Source organism: Cryobacterium sp. TMT1-3 (assembly GCF_004402315.1).
In the GTDB taxonomy this organism is placed as follows: domain Bacteria; phylum Actinomycetota; class Actinomycetes; order Actinomycetales; family Microbacteriaceae; genus Cryobacterium; species Cryobacterium luteum.
The window spans coordinates 77,561-91,677 of sequence record NZ_SOFW01000023.1 but is presented as its reverse complement, the minus strand read 5'-3'; the positions used below and the strand labels follow the sequence as shown (position 1 = coordinate 91,677).

The 14,117-nt window shown below is 68.5% G+C and carries 14 protein-coding genes; 8 read left to right on the top strand and 6 right to left on the bottom strand.

Annotated elements, in window-relative coordinates; all coding sequences use genetic code 11:
• Positions 1-3 precede the first annotated feature (3 nt).
• The 6 genes from E3O25_RS08550 to E3O25_RS08525 are packed head-to-tail and all read left to right on the top strand — an operon-like array spanning position 4 to position 6,819.
• Complete coding sequence (locus E3O25_RS08550; protein WP_134360933.1) at positions 4-939, top strand: glutamine amidotransferase; 936 nt, start codon at positions 4-6, stop codon at positions 937-939.
• The gene (locus E3O25_RS08545; protein ID WP_241988545.1) at positions 936-1,637 is read left to right on the top strand and encodes a protein glxC; all 702 of its coding nucleotides are present in this window, start codon (positions 936-938) and stop codon (positions 1,635-1,637) included. The genes E3O25_RS08550 and E3O25_RS08545 overlap by 4 nt, the downstream gene beginning before the upstream one ends.
• A 45-nt stretch (positions 1,638-1,682) precedes the next feature.
• Positions 1,683-3,002 carry an FMN-binding glutamate synthase family protein gene (locus tag E3O25_RS08540; protein WP_092110972.1) on the top strand — a complete coding sequence of 440 codons (1,320 nt, stop codon included), beginning with the start codon at positions 1,683-1,685 and terminating at the stop codon, positions 3,000-3,002.
• A gap of 40 nt (positions 3,003-3,042) precedes the next feature.
• Positions 3,043-4,374 carry an ammonium transporter gene (locus E3O25_RS08535; protein WP_134360931.1) on the top strand — a complete coding sequence of 444 codons (1,332 nt, stop codon included), beginning with the start codon at positions 3,043-3,045 and terminating at the stop codon, positions 4,372-4,374.
• Between the two features lie 52 nt (positions 4,375-4,426).
• The gene (locus tag E3O25_RS08530) at positions 4,427-5,551 is read left to right on the top strand and encodes an FAD-dependent oxidoreductase (protein ID WP_092110976.1); all 1,125 of its coding nucleotides are present in this window, start codon (positions 4,427-4,429) and stop codon (positions 5,549-5,551) included.
• Positions 5,548-6,819, top strand: coding sequence for an allantoate amidohydrolase (locus E3O25_RS08525; protein ID WP_092110978.1), 1,272 nt, complete (start codon positions 5,548-5,550; stop codon positions 6,817-6,819). Before E3O25_RS08530 ends, E3O25_RS08525 begins: the two co-directional genes overlap by 4 nt.
• A gap of 122 nt (positions 6,820-6,941) precedes the next feature.
• Here E3O25_RS08525 and E3O25_RS08520 read toward each other — a convergent pair whose 3' ends face one another.
• Entirely contained in the window at positions 6,942-7,142 is a 201-nt protein-coding gene (locus E3O25_RS08520; protein ID WP_092110980.1) for a hypothetical protein, read from the bottom strand.
• A gap of 169 nt (positions 7,143-7,311) precedes the next feature.
• Positions 7,312-9,177: a gamma-glutamyltransferase family protein gene (locus tag E3O25_RS08515; protein WP_134360930.1), complete on the bottom strand. Its 1,866-nt coding sequence runs from the start codon at positions 9,175-9,177 to the stop codon at positions 7,312-7,314.
• Between the two features lie 90 nt (positions 9,178-9,267).
• Between E3O25_RS08515 and E3O25_RS08510 the strand changes: the two genes are divergently transcribed.
• Entirely contained in the window at positions 9,268-10,104 is an 837-nt protein-coding gene (locus E3O25_RS08510; RefSeq protein ID WP_134360929.1) for a tryptophan-rich sensory protein, read from the top strand.
• Positions 10,094-10,600 carry a hypothetical protein gene (locus E3O25_RS08505; RefSeq protein ID WP_092110984.1) on the top strand — a complete coding sequence of 169 codons (507 nt, stop codon included), beginning with the start codon at positions 10,094-10,096 and terminating at the stop codon, positions 10,598-10,600. Before E3O25_RS08510 ends, E3O25_RS08505 begins: the two co-directional genes overlap by 11 nt.
• A gap of 52 nt (positions 10,601-10,652) precedes the next feature.
• Here E3O25_RS08505 and E3O25_RS08500 read toward each other — a convergent pair whose 3' ends face one another.
• The 4 genes from E3O25_RS08500 to ptsP all read right to left on the bottom strand — a co-directional run bounded on the left by E3O25_RS08500 (position 10,653) and on the right by ptsP (position 14,097).
• Positions 10,653-11,579, bottom strand: coding sequence for an FHA domain-containing protein (locus E3O25_RS08500; protein ID WP_092111096.1), 927 nt, complete (start codon positions 11,577-11,579; stop codon positions 10,653-10,655).
• 20 nt (positions 11,580-11,599) lie between these two features.
• Positions 11,600-11,851, bottom strand: coding sequence for a hypothetical protein (locus tag E3O25_RS08495; protein WP_092111098.1), 252 nt, complete (start codon positions 11,849-11,851; stop codon positions 11,600-11,602).
• A gap of 174 nt (positions 11,852-12,025) precedes the next feature.
• The gene (locus E3O25_RS08490) at positions 12,026-12,304 is read right to left on the bottom strand and encodes an HPr family phosphocarrier protein (RefSeq protein ID WP_092110985.1); all 279 of its coding nucleotides are present in this window, start codon (positions 12,302-12,304) and stop codon (positions 12,026-12,028) included.
• Between the two features lie 41 nt (positions 12,305-12,345).
• Positions 12,346-14,097: a phosphoenolpyruvate--protein phosphotransferase gene (ptsP, locus tag E3O25_RS08485; RefSeq protein ID WP_134360928.1), complete on the bottom strand. Its 1,752-nt coding sequence runs from the start codon at positions 14,095-14,097 to the stop codon at positions 12,346-12,348.
• Positions 14,098-14,117 lie beyond the last annotated feature (20 nt).

Here is a 14,117-nt window from a genome sequence, read left to right as displayed (position 1 = left end):
CCTATGTGTGGCATTGCAGCACTTCAAATTCGCGACGTCGGCCTGCGCGCCAGCCTCGGTGAGCTCATGCACGGCATGCTCTGCGGCATCGTCGACCGCGGCCCCGACTCGGCCGGTCTCGCCATCTACAACGACCCGACCCTCACCCCGGCCGGCACGAGCACCGTCACCGTGCTCAACGCCGAATTGACCCCCGACGCGCTTGCCGCGGCCCTCCGCGACGCGTTGCCGCCCGCGGTCGGGGTCACCGTCACCGTCACCGGATTCGGTGAGACCACCCTCATCAACGCCCAGATCGGCACCGGCGCCCTCGAAGACGCCATCACGAGCATCCTTCCCGGCGTGCAGATCGCCGGCCGCGGCGAGCACGCGGCGGTGCGCAAGGGCACCGGGCATCCGCTCGACCTGGCCGAGCTGTACGACCTGCGCTCGGCGACCGGCAGCCAGGGACTTTCCCACACCCGCATGGCCACCGAGTCGGCCGTGACCGCCGCCGGCTCGCATCCGTTCACCGTCGCCGACGATCTCTGCCTCGTGCACAACGGGTCGTTCAGCAACCACGCCACGATCCGCCGGCAGCTGCGCGCCGAGGGCGTCACCTGTGACAGCGAAAACGACTCGGAGGTCGCCGCCCGCTTCATCGCCTGGTGCCTGGCAGCCGGGGACACCCTCACCACGGCCCTCGAAAAGCTCGGCAGCGTCTTCGACGGGTTCTACACCCTCGTCGTGACGACCGCCACGAGCATGGCGATCGTGCGCGACCCCATCGCGTGCAAGCCGGCCATCATCGCCGAAACGGATGCCTGGGTCGCGATGGCGAGTGAATACCGCTCCCTCGCGCACCTGCCCGGTATTGAATCCGCGCGCATCTTCGAACCCGCTCCCGGCGTCGTCTACACCTGGACCCTCGACTCGACCAAAGAACTGGTGACCCTGTGACCCTCACCCAAGCCCCCGTGCACATCGAGACTGTCGACCTCGCCGCGAGCACCGTGCGCGAACTCAACCAGGCGCTGCACGCCACCGACGACGGCACGAGCTGGGTTGTCGACACCCCGGCCGGGCAGCACAACATCGCCGTCGGCATCGACCGCGACCTCGACCTCGTCGTCAACGGACACGTGGGCTACTACTTCGCCGGCATGCACCAGAAGGGCCGCGTCACCGTGCACGGCAGCGCCGGCGTCGGACTGGCCGAGAACATCATGTCGGGCACGGTGCACGTCACCGGTGACGCCTCCCAGGCAGCCGCGGCCACCGGGCAGGGCGGTCTCGTCATTATCGACGGCAACACCGGCGCTCGCTGCGGCATCTCCATGAAGGGCGTGGACATCGTCGTGGGCGGCGACATCGGCCACGCCTCGGCGTTCATGGCCCAGGCCGGCCGGCTCGTGGTCTGCGGCGACGCCGGAGAGGGCCTCGGCGACTCCATCTACGAAGCCCGCATCTACGTGAAGGGCACGGTCGCCTCCCTCGGCGCCGACTGCGTCGAAAAGCCGCTGCGACCCGAACACCTCGCCGAGCTGGCCGAGCTGCTCACCCTCGCCGGTCGAACGGATGCCCCGACCGACTTTCGCCGCTACGGCTCCGCCCGCACGCTGTACCACTTCGCCGCCGTCAACGCCGCCGCCTACTAAGCGTCGCCGACCCACCCATACGCTCACGAACCCAAGGGACACACCATGACGAACAGCTATGCCAGCCGGGGCCTGCGCGAATCGGCCACCTTCGACCGTGCCACCATCAACGACATCCAGCGGGCCGCCACGACCGGCATCTACGACATTCGCGGCTGGGGCGCCAAGCGGGCCCTGCCGCACTTCGACGACCTGCTCTTCCTCGGCGCGAGCGTGTCCCGGTATCCGCTCGAGGGCTACCGCGAGAAGTGCGGCACCGACGTCACCCTCGGCGGCCGCCACGCGCTCAAGCCGATCACCCTCGACATTCCGATCACCATCGCCGGCATGAGCTTCGGCGCCCTCTCGGCCAACGCCAAGGAGGCCCTCGGCCGTGGCGCCACGGAGGCCGGCACCTCCACCACCACCGGCGACGGCGGCATGACCCCCGAGGAACGCGGGCAGTCCCGCCACCTCGTCTACCAGTACCTGCCATCCCGCTACGGCATGAACCCCGACGACCTGCGCAAAGCGGATGCGATCGAGATCGTGCTCGGACAGGGCGCCAAGCCCGGCGGCGGCGGCATGCTGCTCGGCCAGAAGATTACCGAACGCGTCGCCGGCATGCGCACCCTCCCGGTGGGCATCGACCAGCGGTCGGCCTGCCGGCACCCGGACTGGACCGGCCCGGACGACCTCGCGATCAAGATCGCCGAACTGCGCGAGATCACCGACTGGCACACACCGATCTACGTCAAGGTCGGCGCCTCCCGCCCCTATTACGACACCGCGCTCGCCGTGAAGAGCGGCGCCGACGTGGTCGTGCTCGACGGTATGCAGGGCGGAACCGCCGCCACCCAGCAGGTGTTCATCGAGAACGTCGGCATCCCGATCCTCGCCGCGATCGGCCCGGCGGTCGCCGCGCTGCAGGAACTCGGCGTGCACCGCCAGGTGCAGCTCATCGTCTCCGGCGGCATCCGCAACGGCGCCGACGTGGCCAAAGCCATCGCCCTTGGCGCCGACGCGGTCTCGATCGGCACCGCCGCGCTCATCGCCCTCGGCGACAACGACCCGCGCTACCAGGCCGAATACGAAGCGCTCGGCTCCTCCGCCGGGTTCTACGACGACTTCCAGGATGGCAAGGACCCGGCCGGCATCAGCACCCAGGACCCGATTCTCGCCGCACGGCTCGACCCGATCGCCGGCGGCAAGCGCATCGCCAACTACCTTCGGGTGCTGACCCTCGAAGCGCAGACCATCGCGCGGGCCTGCGGCAAGTCCCACCTGCACCACCTCGAACCCGAAGACCTGGTCGCCCTCACGGTGGAAGCCGCCGCGATGGCCGGGGTGCCCCTCGCCGGCACCAGCTGGATTCCCGGCCGCTGAACCTCCGTTCTCTTCACCGATCGACGACAAGGACACGCTCATGGATACTGGCAATACCGCCTGGCTGCTGACCAGCTCGGCACTCGTGGCACTGATGATTCCCGGCCTCGCCCTGTTCTACGGCGGCATGGTCAGCTCGAAACGCATTCTGAACATGATGATGATGTGCTTCGGCGGCGCCAGCCTCGTCGCCATTCTCTGGGTCATTTTCGGCTACTCGGCCACCTTCGGCGACTCGCTCGGCGACCTCGGACTCCTCGGCGACCCGCTCCAATTCTTCGGCCTCGAAACGATCCTCGCCGACGATCCCGACGCGGCCCTGCCGCTCGCACTGTTCATCGTGTTCCAGCTGTTGTTCGCCGGAGTGACCACCGCCCTCGTGGCCGGGGCCGCGGCCGGCCGCATGAAATTCGGCGCCTGGCTGCTGTTTGCCGGCATCTGGGCCGCGCTGGTCTACTTTCCGGTGGCGCACTGGGTGTTCGCCTTCGACGGCGATAACGTCGTCGGCGGCTGGATCGCCAACGATCTGGGTGCCATCGACTTCGCCGGTGGCACCGCGGTGCACATGAACGCCGGCGTGGCCGCCCTCGCCCTGGCCATCGTGCTCGGCCGCAGCAAGGGCTGGGGCGGGCCGCTCAAGCCGCACAACCGGCCGCTCGTTCTTGTCGGCGCCGGCCTGCTCTGGGTGGGCTGGTACGGTTTCAACGCCGGCTCGGCCCTGAGCGCCGGCAACGCCGCGAGCGTCGTCTTTCTCAACACCACCGTCGCCGCGTGCGCCGGCCTGCTCGGCTGGGCCCTGGTCGACCGGCTCCGGCACGGCTCGGTCACGAGCCTCGGCGCTGCCTCCGGCCTGGTCTCCGCCCTCGTGGCGATCACCCCGGCCTGCGGTGCGGTCAGCCCGATGGGCGCTATCGCCATCGGCGCCATCGCCGGCATCATCTGCTGCCTCGCCGTGGAGTGGAAGTTCACACTCGGCTACGACGACTCCCTCGACGTGGTCGGCGTGCACATGGTCGGTGGCCTGGTCGGTACCCTGTTGATCGGGTTCTTCGCAACGGATGCCGCCCCCAACGGCCAAAGCGGCCTGTTCTACGGTGGCGGCGCACTGCTGCTCGGCATCCAGGCACTCGCCGCCGGCGCCGTGCTGCTGTACTCCTTTGTCGTCACCTGGGTCATCGCCAAGGTGCTCGATCTGACCATCGGACTGCGCATCCCCGAACAGGACGAGGTCGACGGCATCGACCGCCACGCGCACGCCGAAGACGCCTACGACGACGAACCCAGTGACGACCAACCCAGTGACGACCAACCCAGTGACGACCAACCCAGTGACGACCAACCCAGTGACGCCGACCTGGTGTCGGCGCCGTAAGCATCCGTTTCACCCATCAATAACCGAGCAGGAGAACACAGTGGGTCACGCAGTGAGCAGTGCACAGTACGTCGTCATCGGGGCCGGCCTGGCCGGAGCCGCCACCGCCTGGCAGCTCGCCACCCGTGGCCACGAGGTCACCATTCTGGAACGGTCCACCCCCGCCAACGACGCCGGAAGCTCACACGGGTCGGCGCGCATCTTTCGCTATGCCTACCCCGATGCGTTCTACACCGGCCTCGTGCAGCAGGCCAAAGTCGGCTGGGACGAACTGACCCGGCTGGGCGGGCGGGAGCTGATCACTCCCACCGGTTCGGTCGACTACGGAACGCTGCGCGAACCCGAAGCGCTCGCCCGGGTGCTGCAGACCGCCGGCATCGAGCACGAACTGCTCACAGCGGATGCCGCCCGCGAGCGCTGGCCGCAGATCACCTTCGATACCCCGGTGCTCTGGCACCCGGGTGCCGGAGTCATCGACGCCGAGACGGCCGTGACGACCATGGTCGAGCTGGCCCTCGCGGCGGGCGCTCGGCTATACACCGACTGGCCGGTCGCCCGGGTGACTGAAACGGCCACCGGGTACCGGGTGCACAACGATACCGGGGAGGCCGTCGATGCCGAGAACGTGATCGTCAGCGCCGGCGGTTGGCTGCCGAGCCTGCTCGGTGAGCTGCCGCTGCCGAGCGCCTTCCGCGCGCAGATCCCCGAGATCACCGTGATGCAGGAGCAGGCCTATCACTTTCCCTACGCTGACCCCGATACCGCCGGGCACTGGCCGACCTTCATTCACAAGATGGACGGCATGCAGGTGTACGGGCTGCCCGGCGGCCGCGACGCCGCCTTTCGCGGCCAGAAAATCGCCGAATACAACGGTGGCAAACGGCTCGCCTCGGCGGCCGACCAGGACGGCATCATGGGAGCGGCCAACCGGGAACGGGTCGTCGACTATGTGGCCCGCTACCTGCCGGGCCTCGACCCCACGCCGTACGCTGAGACCACCTGCCTGTTCACCAACACGCCGACGGAGGACTTCATCATCGACCGCGTCGATAACATCACCCTGCTCTCGCCGTGCTCCGGCCACGGTGCCAAATTCGCGCCGGTGATCGGCCAGCTCGCGGCCGACCTGGCCACCGGCGTCGGGTCGGTGCCGCCCCAGTTCCAAGCCCGTCCGTGACGGTTTCCGGGCCGACGCACCCGTCGGCGAGCACTCCGGCACCCGCCGACACGGTCGCCGGGCTTCTGGCCGAGATCAGCCGGGTCGGCGCCGATACGCACCGCGGCGGCTACTCCCGGCCGGTTTTCTCCACCGCCGAACTCGACCTGCGCGCCTGGTTCCTCGCCCACGCAGCCAAACGCGGACTCGACGTGGAGACGGACCGAAACGGGGTCATCTGGGCCTGGTGGCACACCCCGGTGGGCGGCACCGCCAACGCCGTCGTCACCGGCAGCCACCTCGACTCTGTCCCCGGCGGCGGCGCCTTCGACGGCCCGCTCGGGGTCGCCTCCGCGCTCGTCGCCCTGGATTTTCTGCAGGCCGAGGGCCTTCGCCCCGAACGCCCGCTCGCCATCGCGGTGTTCCCCGAGGAAGAAGGGTCACGATTCGGCGTGGCCTGCCTCGGTACCCGCGTGCTCACGGGCGCGATCGACGTCAACCTGGCCCGCGGCCTGCGCGACCAGAACGGTGACACCTTCGCCGAGGTGGCCGCCAGAAGCGGCTTCGACCCGACACTTCTCGGACCTGACCCCGAGGCGCTCGCCCGGATCGGCACCTTCATCGAACTGCACGTCGAGCAGGGTCGCGAGCTGATCGACCGCCACCAGGCGGTCGGCATCGGTTCGTCGATTCTCGGCCACGGTCGTTGGCGGCTGAGCGTCACCGGTCAGGGCAACCATGCCGGCACGACGCTCATGACCGACCGGCACGACCCGATGATCGCGGCGGCCGGCATCGTCATGGCCATCCGCGACACCGCCCGCGCCCAGCCGGGGGCTCGGGCCACCGTCGGCCGGCTCGAACCGGTGCCCGGAGGCACGAATGTGATCGCCTCCCGGGTCGACCTGTGGCTCGACGCACGGCACCCCGACGACGCGGTGACGGCATCCGTTGTGGCCACCATTCTGGCCGAGGCCCGCCTGATCGCGGCTGCTGAGGGCTGCACGGTGCAGCTCACCGAGGAGTCGGTCAGCCGCACGGTCAGCTTCGACACGGGCCTGCGCGATCACCTGAGCCTGCTGCTGCCGGATGCGCCGGTGCAGCACACCGGCGCCGGTCACGACGCGGGAATCCTCACCCAATATGTGCCGACCGCGATGCTGTTCGTGCGGAACCCCACCGGGGTGTCGCACTCGCCCGAGGAATATGTCGAGGACGACGACGCCGAGGCCGGCGCTCTTGCCCTCGCCCGCGTGCTGGCCGACCTGTTGGTGCCCACCACCCCCTGATCCCACGCGAAAGCGGGTGAATGGTTACTTCAGGTGAGCTGAAGCAACCATTCACCCGCTTTCGACGAGCGGACAGCCGGCATCAATCGTTCGGGTTGATTGATGTCGTCAGGATTGTGGGGTCAGGCGGCCTGGTGTTTGCCTGCGCTCACCGCACTGGTGGAGTGGGTCCAGGCGAGCAGCTCGGCCTGGGCACGCCGACGGCTTGCGGCAGTCTGTTTGGGGGGTACCGGAACGGTCATTCGTGAGCCGGGGCAATCCTCGGTGGAGTTGGCCAGGGAGTGGTAGGTCGCGAACCGGGTATCGGACGTGATCCACACCATTTGCTGGCATTCTGGGCACTCTGTCTGCAACATTTTCACGATTGTCCGTTCCATCGCCGACTCGGGTTATCGGTTCGATAGCTCCAACCTAGTGGGGATAGACAGGTCGATGTCCTCCCCCGTCGTGGGGACAGCAGTAAACCCGAAACGGTGCTATTTTGCTGCGGGGTCAACGACCGGCGGCGTACCCCTGGGCCCCGCGGGGGTTGGCCGCAGCCTGCAGCAGCCCGCTCTGCGGGTCGCGGGTGACGGCCGAGATGCGGCCGAGCGCCCAGTCACCGGCCCGGGTGATTCGGTGGCCGCGCTGCTCGAGTTCGGCGATGACCGGCTCGCCCAGACGGTCCTCCACGACGGCGCCGCCGGGCTCCCAGGTGCGCGGCCAGAACGAGCCCGCAAATGAGGTGCTGTGAAAGGCGGGCGCATCGATCGCCTGCTGTGGGGTGTAGCCGCCGACGATCGTGCGCAGCAGGTAGAGCAATTGCCACTGGTCCTGCTGGTCGCCGCCGGGGGAGCCGAGCGCCGTCACCGCCTGCCCGTCCTTGAGCACGAGGGTGGGGGTGAGGGTGGTGCGCGGACGCTTGCCGCCGGCCAGGACTGAGGGGGCCCCGGGTTCCAGCCAGGTCATCTGCAGGCGGGAGCCGAGGCAGAATCCCAGCTCGGGAATGGTCGGTGACGACTGCAGCCAGCCGCCTGACGGTGTCGCGGAGATCATGTTGCCCCAGCGGTCGACAACGTCGATATGGCAGGTGTCGCCGCGCAGTTCACCGGTCGAGAGCGTTTCGGCCTCGGCCTCGGCATGTGCGGCGCGAATCGGCGCGGCGACCGTCGGTTCACCGACCGCAGCGGATGCCGCAGCCCCCTGCTTCGCCAGCGCCTCCGTCGTGTACGCGGTGCGCAGGATCGGCAGGTACGGGGTGTGGCCTGGCACGACGCCGGGCCGCAACTCCCATGAAGCCTGCTCGGTGATGAGCGCCCGCCGGATGGCCGCGTACTCGGCCGACAACAGGTATTCCAACGGCACGTCGGCGTCGCCGTAGTACGCTTCCCGGTCGGCGATGGCGAGTTTCTGAGCCTCGAGGATGGTGTGCGCGCCGAGCGCGGTCGACGGGTCCAGCTCAGCGTCGCTGAACCCGTCCAGAATCATCAGGGTCTGCAACAGCGCCGGTCCCTGGCCCCAGGCGCCGGTCTTGGCGATCGTGTGGCCGCGAAATATCACGGTCGTAGCCTCCTCGATGCTCGCTTCGAACCCGGCGAGATCGGCCAGGGTCATCACACCGGCATGGTCGGTGCCCGAGGAATGCCGGTGGGGTGTGCGTGCGAAATCAACGATGGCGCGGGCCACGAACCCCTCCCGCCATTCCCGCCGAACGGCGTCAATGCGCCCCTCCCGGGTGGCGGCGGCCGATTCCGCGCCCACCGCGAGCAGGCGCTCGAGGCTTCTCGCCCACGCCGCATTGGTCACGAGCGAGCCCGCCTCGGGAAGGTGCCCATCCGGCATCCACTGCGCGGCCGAGGTCGGCCAGTGCTCGGCGAACAGCGTCGAAACCGCCGCGATCGTCGCGACGACCCGACCGAGAATCGGATGACCGTCGCGCGCGTACCCGAAGGCGAAGCCGAGCACCTCCGGCAGCTCCCAGGTGCCGTGATCGCGCAGCAGCACGAGCCAGGCGTCGACGGCGCCGGGGACGGCCGCAGCGAGTACGCCCGATCCGGGAACCAGGTCGAGGCCCTCCGACCGGTAGTGCTCGATGGTGGCCGCCTGCGGGGCCGGGCCCTGCCCCATCAGCACGCGCGGGGCATCCGGTTCACGCGCCGTGACGAAGACGCCGGTCAGGTCGCCGCCTGGCCCGTTCAGGTGCGGTTCCACGACGTGCAGCACGAAGGCGCCGGCCACTGCGGCGTCGAACGCGTTGCCGCCTTGCTCGAGCACGGCCTGGGCGCACGCAGTGGCGAGCCAGTGCGTCGAGGCAGTCATGCCGAAGGTTCCCTGCAGGGTCGGACGGGTGGTGAAAGCGTTCGGGGCGGTATAAGTCACTCGTCTAGCCTCGCACGAGGCCTGGAGAAAAGTTGCGGGTGCGTCGGGGGAAAATCGTGCAATGATCAGGCCAACAGGCAGGAGCCACCGGTGAGCAACCCGTCAACTGGCCGATCCGATCGGCTGCGCCAGATCGTGGTGATCAGCAGCGCGACCTTCGCCGTGATCGGAGCGTTCGTGGGGTCGGGCGCCGCGGGGGGAATACCCATCAATGAGGCGTCGGGCGGTGCGCTCGCCGCCGACGCCACCCTGATCGCACCGGGTGGGCCGGCCTTCGCCATCTGGACCCCGATTTACCTCGGTTTGGTCGGCTACGCCGTGTGGCAGGCACTGCCAGCCCAGAAGGCGGATGCCCGCCAGCGGCGGCTCGGCTATCCGATCGCGCTGTCCCTGGTTCTGAACGCTTTCTGGATTCTCAGCGTGCAGTTCGACCTTCTCCCGCTGAGCGTGCCCGTCATCGTCGCCCTGCTCCTGGTGCTGGTGGGATTTTTTCGACTGCTGCGCCGGTCGCCGCCCAGAAATCTCATCGAGGCGATCCTGGTCGACGGAACGATGGGGCTGTACCTGGGCTGGGTCAGTGTTGCGACCGCGGCGAATATTGCGGCCGTGCTCGTGACGGCCGGTTTTACCGGGTTCGGTCTGGATCCGGATCTCTGGGGTGCACTCGTGATCGCGCTGGCCGGTCTGGTCGGTGTCGGTCTTGCCGTCTATGGCCGGGGACGATGGGCACCAACGGTGGCGCTCGTCTGGGGTCTCGCCTGGGTGGCGGTGGCCCGGCTCACCGGCTCGGCCCTGTCAACTCCCACCGCGGTCGCGGCGATTGTCGCCGTGATCGTGATCGTGATCGTGGTCGTCGCAGTCACCATCCGTGCACGCGGGCGGCGGGGCTCGAACTCGACATCTGGAGAGACTCAGCATGAACATTGATTGGGAATTCAACGGCCTGCCACTGCACGTTCTGATCGTGCACGCCGTAGTGATCGTCGTGCCGCTGGCGGCCCTGTGCGCGGTGCTCACCGCCTTCTGGCCGGCGGCTCGGAGGAGGCTGGGCGTTGTGACGCCCCTCGTAGCCCTCGCCGCGCTCGTGCTGGTTCCGATGGCAGTGCAGGCGGGCGAGTGGTTGCAGTCGCGCCTCGTCAACGTCACCCCGCTGCTCGGCACGCACACGTCGCTCGGTAAGACGATGCTCCCGTGGGTGATCGTGCTGTTCCTCGCCGCCGCACTGCAGTGGTTCTGGTACCGCTATGTTGAAGCTGAGGGTGCCCGTTTCTCATCCGCTGTGCCGAGCCACAGGGGGCGCCTCGTGGCGACCATCGTGCTCGACCTGGTCATTCTGGCCGGCGCGATCGGTTCAGTCGTGTTGGTCGCGCTCATCGGGGAGTCGGGGTCGCGAGCCGTGTGGACCGGCCTGTTCACCTCGTGAAAAAGGGGTGCCGCAGCACAGCGCGGCACCCCGTTTCATGTGATGGCCTGGTTCAGGCGCGCTTTCGAGGCGGCTGCGGCTTCTGCACGGCCAGTTCGCCGCCGACGCGACCGCCGAACGGGCGGCCGTGGTCGGCGAACTCCTCGCGGAAGTAGCCCATGCGCCACGGGCCCATTTCGAGCCGCGAACCGGTGCGCAGAATCTGCCCGTTGCCGATGCTGCGGCCGTCTTCGGTGGGCCGGGAACTGCCGGCCACCTCGCCGATCGCGAACAGTCGGTACTCGTCGTTCTCGTCGTGGCGAATCTCGGCGTGCAGGGGCTTCAACCCGGGCAGTTGCAGGTCGGCTTCTGGCGACGAGCCAATCGTGGTCGTGCCAGGCAACAGGTTGAATTCCCGGGGCATCTGCCCATTCCAGTTTTCCGACCCCACGACGAAGATGAGGCGCGGTCGGCCACTTCCCGGCGTGTAGTGCGTCGTGGTGACCTTGCGCCGACTGCGCCGGTCGAAGGTCGGTGCGAGCGGAAACACGGTCGACGGCGGAAGCGGAATGGCCACCGGCATCCGTGCCTGCCCGCGCAGGCGGGCCTGCACGAGCGGACCGAGCGCGTTTCGCGCTCCGAGAACGATGTGCGGCGACCGCGTCACAAGCCGCTGTGTGACGGATGCCTGCACGTCACCCAGGCGGGCGATCAGCCCGACCGGTCCGGTGATGGACACGGTCAGTTTTCGGGCAGCCAGCTCCGCGGCCAGTGCCCGCAACGGTTCCAGATTGAGTGCACGGCCCTGCACGAACATTTCCGGGTTGCTCGTATAGATGGTCACGTCGGTTCCGTCCGCCGTGATCGTGCCCTGCATCGTGTCGGTGGGCCCAAAGGTGTCCCCGGTGGAACCGTCAGAGGAGCCCTCGGACGTGACCGTTGGTTCCTCCAGTGAGAACGCCAGGTCGATGTGCAGGCCGAAGCGAGAAGGCGTGGGCATGCTCGCGGAGGAGCTCATGGTTAGCCGCGGAACGGATCGGAGCCGAGGGATTTCTCGTCGCTCGTGGTGACGCGCAGAGTGCCGTTGAGCTTCCACACGGCGCGGGGTGCATCGGGTCCGATATCGCGGGGAACCTCGACGACCATGTCGATGAAGCTGTAGTTGATGGCGGCGCCCTTGCCGGTGAGATACGACCACATCTCCTGGCCGAGATCGGCCCAATCCTTGATGGTGTGCGCTTCCTCGCTGGCGCTGGTTTCGACGTTTCCCAGGTAAGTCTGTCGTTCGGTCACAGTAGAGTCCTTCTCCGTCACGCGCAGGGGTATTCTCGGGGATTTCAGGAAGATTCCCCCGATCGGATTCGCACCCGGATGGATGCCCGCCGATCTGCCTAGCTTAGGTACCCAGTTGCGACTGGTAAAGACCTTTACCGAACTGCGCGGCGACTATTCGGCGTCGAGGTCGGTTTCCAGAATCTTGACGAGCGAGTCGAGGGCCTCATCGGCGCCCTCTCCGTCGGCCCGCAGCACAACGGTGTCGCCGTTGGAGGCGCCGAGGCTCATGATCGAGAGGATGCTCGACGCATCCATGGCGTCCTCGGCGGGTTCGCCGGCCAGGGCGATGGTGACTTCGAGCGGCAGCTCGCCGACGGCGGCGACGAAAATACCGGCGGGACGGGCGTGCAGGCCGACGCGGCTGGCGATGACGGCGGTTCGTTCAGACATGGGATCCTCCAGGGTGGGCAGAGCGGATGCGGGATGGCCGGTTACAAACCCAGCGTATTGAGTATGGGGAGTTTTTCGCGAACGAGGCGGCGGGCATCCGTTGCTGAATGCGCGGTCAGGGCCAGCGCGGCGAGTTGCTGCGCTTCGGGGAGAGTGACGCTGGCCAGTACGGCGGCGACGGCGGAGAGCGCCCGGGCGGTCATCGACAGCGTCGAGACGCCGAGGCCGACCAGCACGACCGCGAGGGCCGGGTCGGCCGCGGCCTCGCCGCAGACGCCGACCGGCTTGTCGTGGCCCTCGTCGCGTGACCCGGCCACGGTCAGCCGAATCAGCTGCAGCACGGCGGGCTGCCACGGCGTGTTCAGAGCCGCGAGCGGGCCGAGCTGGCGGTCGGCCGCCATGGCGTACTGGGTGAGGTCGTTGGTGCCGAGGCTGACGAAGTTTACGTGTTCGAGAATGCTCGCCGCCGTCAGCGCGGCCGAGGGAACCTCGACCATGACGCCGGGCGTTGTGAGCCCAGCGGCGGCGCAGAGCCCGGCGAAGTGCTTCGCCTCCTCGGCGGTCGAGATCATCGGGGCCATTACCCAGACCTGGGCTTCGGTGCCGTCGGCGGCCTGCGCGATGGCTTCGAGCTGGCGCTCGAGCACACCGGGGGAGGTGAAATCGGTGCGGTAACCGCGCACACCGAGGGCCGGGTTCGGCTCGGAGGCATCCGTCAGGAACGGCAGCGGCTTGTCGGCGCCGGCGTCGAGAGTGCGCACGACGACCTTCTTGCCGGGAAAAGCGTCGAACACGCCGCGGTACGCCTCGACCTGTTCGGCAATGGTGGGCTCCGTGTCACGTTCGAGAAAGCAGAACTCGGTGCGCAGCAGCCCGACACCCTGGGCGCCGGCCGCTGCGGCTTTCACCGCATCCTTGGCACCGCCCACGTTGGAGAGCAAAGGAACGAGGTGGCCGTCTTTCAGCCGCCCGGTGCCGTCGAACACGGCGAGGGCCGCAGTCGTTGTCTCCCACGCCTTGGCGAGGGCGAACTCGTCGGCGCCAGGGTCGACCCGAACGGTTCCGGCAGCCCCGTCGACGAAAACGAGGGTGCCGTCGGTGAGGCCGTCAACCCCGGCGGCGGCGACCACGGCCGGCAAACCGAGGGCACGAGCGATAATGGCCGTGTGTGACTGCGGTCCGCCGCTCGACGTGACGAGAGCGAGCACCTTGGCCGGGTCGAGGGTGGCGGTATCGGCCGGGGCGAGGTCCTCGCCGACCAGAATGAACGGGGTGTCGGAATAGGGGATGCCGGGGGCCGGAACGCCGCGCAGCTCGGCGACGATGCGGCCGCGCACGTCGAGCACGTCGGTCGCGCGCTCGGCCATGTAGCCGCCGAGGTTGTGCAGCATCTCAGCCACCGACGCCGCTGCGTCCCAGATGGCCCGCTCGGCGGAGGCTCCGTTGGTGATGAGCTTGACGGCGGCCTTGACCAGCATCGGGTCGTTCGCCATCAGGGCCGTGGCCTCGAGCACCTCCCGACCGGCGCCCGAGGCGCCGGCCGAGCGGGCCGTGAGGTTGGTCTGCACGGCTTTGGCAGCGGTGCGCAGTGCAGCGGATGCGTCGTCCGGTGCGGTGCCCTCGGCCAGTCGCTCACCCACCGCGGGCTCGCGGACGGGTTTGGGCATCAACAGGATCGAGCCGATGATGCGACCGGGGCTGACGCCGACTCCGGCGAAGGTGCGGCCGGTTTCAGCCTGGTCGGTACTGGCCTTGCCTGACAGCGTCTGCACGATCGTTCTCGATTCCTTCATTCCCAGCGTTCGGCTGGCGT

Excerpts from the sequence above, each read along its gene's own strand:
- E3O25_RS08490 (WP_092110985.1), bottom strand. The coding sequence starts at position 12,304 with ATGTCTGAACGAACCGCCGTCATCGCCAGCCGCGTCGGCCTGCACGCC.
- E3O25_RS08505 (WP_092110984.1), top strand. The coding sequence starts at position 10,094 with ATGAACATTGATTGGGAATTCAACGGCCTGCCACTGCACGTTCTGATC.
- ptsP (WP_134360928.1), bottom strand. The coding sequence starts at position 14,097 with ATGAAGGAATCGAGAACGATCGTGCAGACGCTGTCAGGCAAGGCCAGT.
- E3O25_RS08535 (WP_134360931.1), top strand. The coding sequence starts at position 3,043 with ATGGATACTGGCAATACCGCCTGGCTGCTGACCAGCTCGGCACTCGTG.
- E3O25_RS08500 (WP_092111096.1), bottom strand. The coding sequence starts at position 11,579 with ATGCCCACGCCTTCTCGCTTCGGCCTGCACATCGACCTGGCGTTCTCA.
- E3O25_RS08520 (WP_092110980.1), bottom strand. The coding sequence starts at position 7,142 with ATGGTGTGGATCACGTCCGATACCCGGTTCGCGACCTACCACTCCCTG.
- E3O25_RS08550 (WP_134360933.1), top strand. The coding sequence starts at position 4 with ATGTGTGGCATTGCAGCACTTCAAATTCGCGACGTCGGCCTGCGCGCC.
- E3O25_RS08540 (WP_092110972.1), top strand. The coding sequence starts at position 1,683 with ATGACGAACAGCTATGCCAGCCGGGGCCTGCGCGAATCGGCCACCTTC.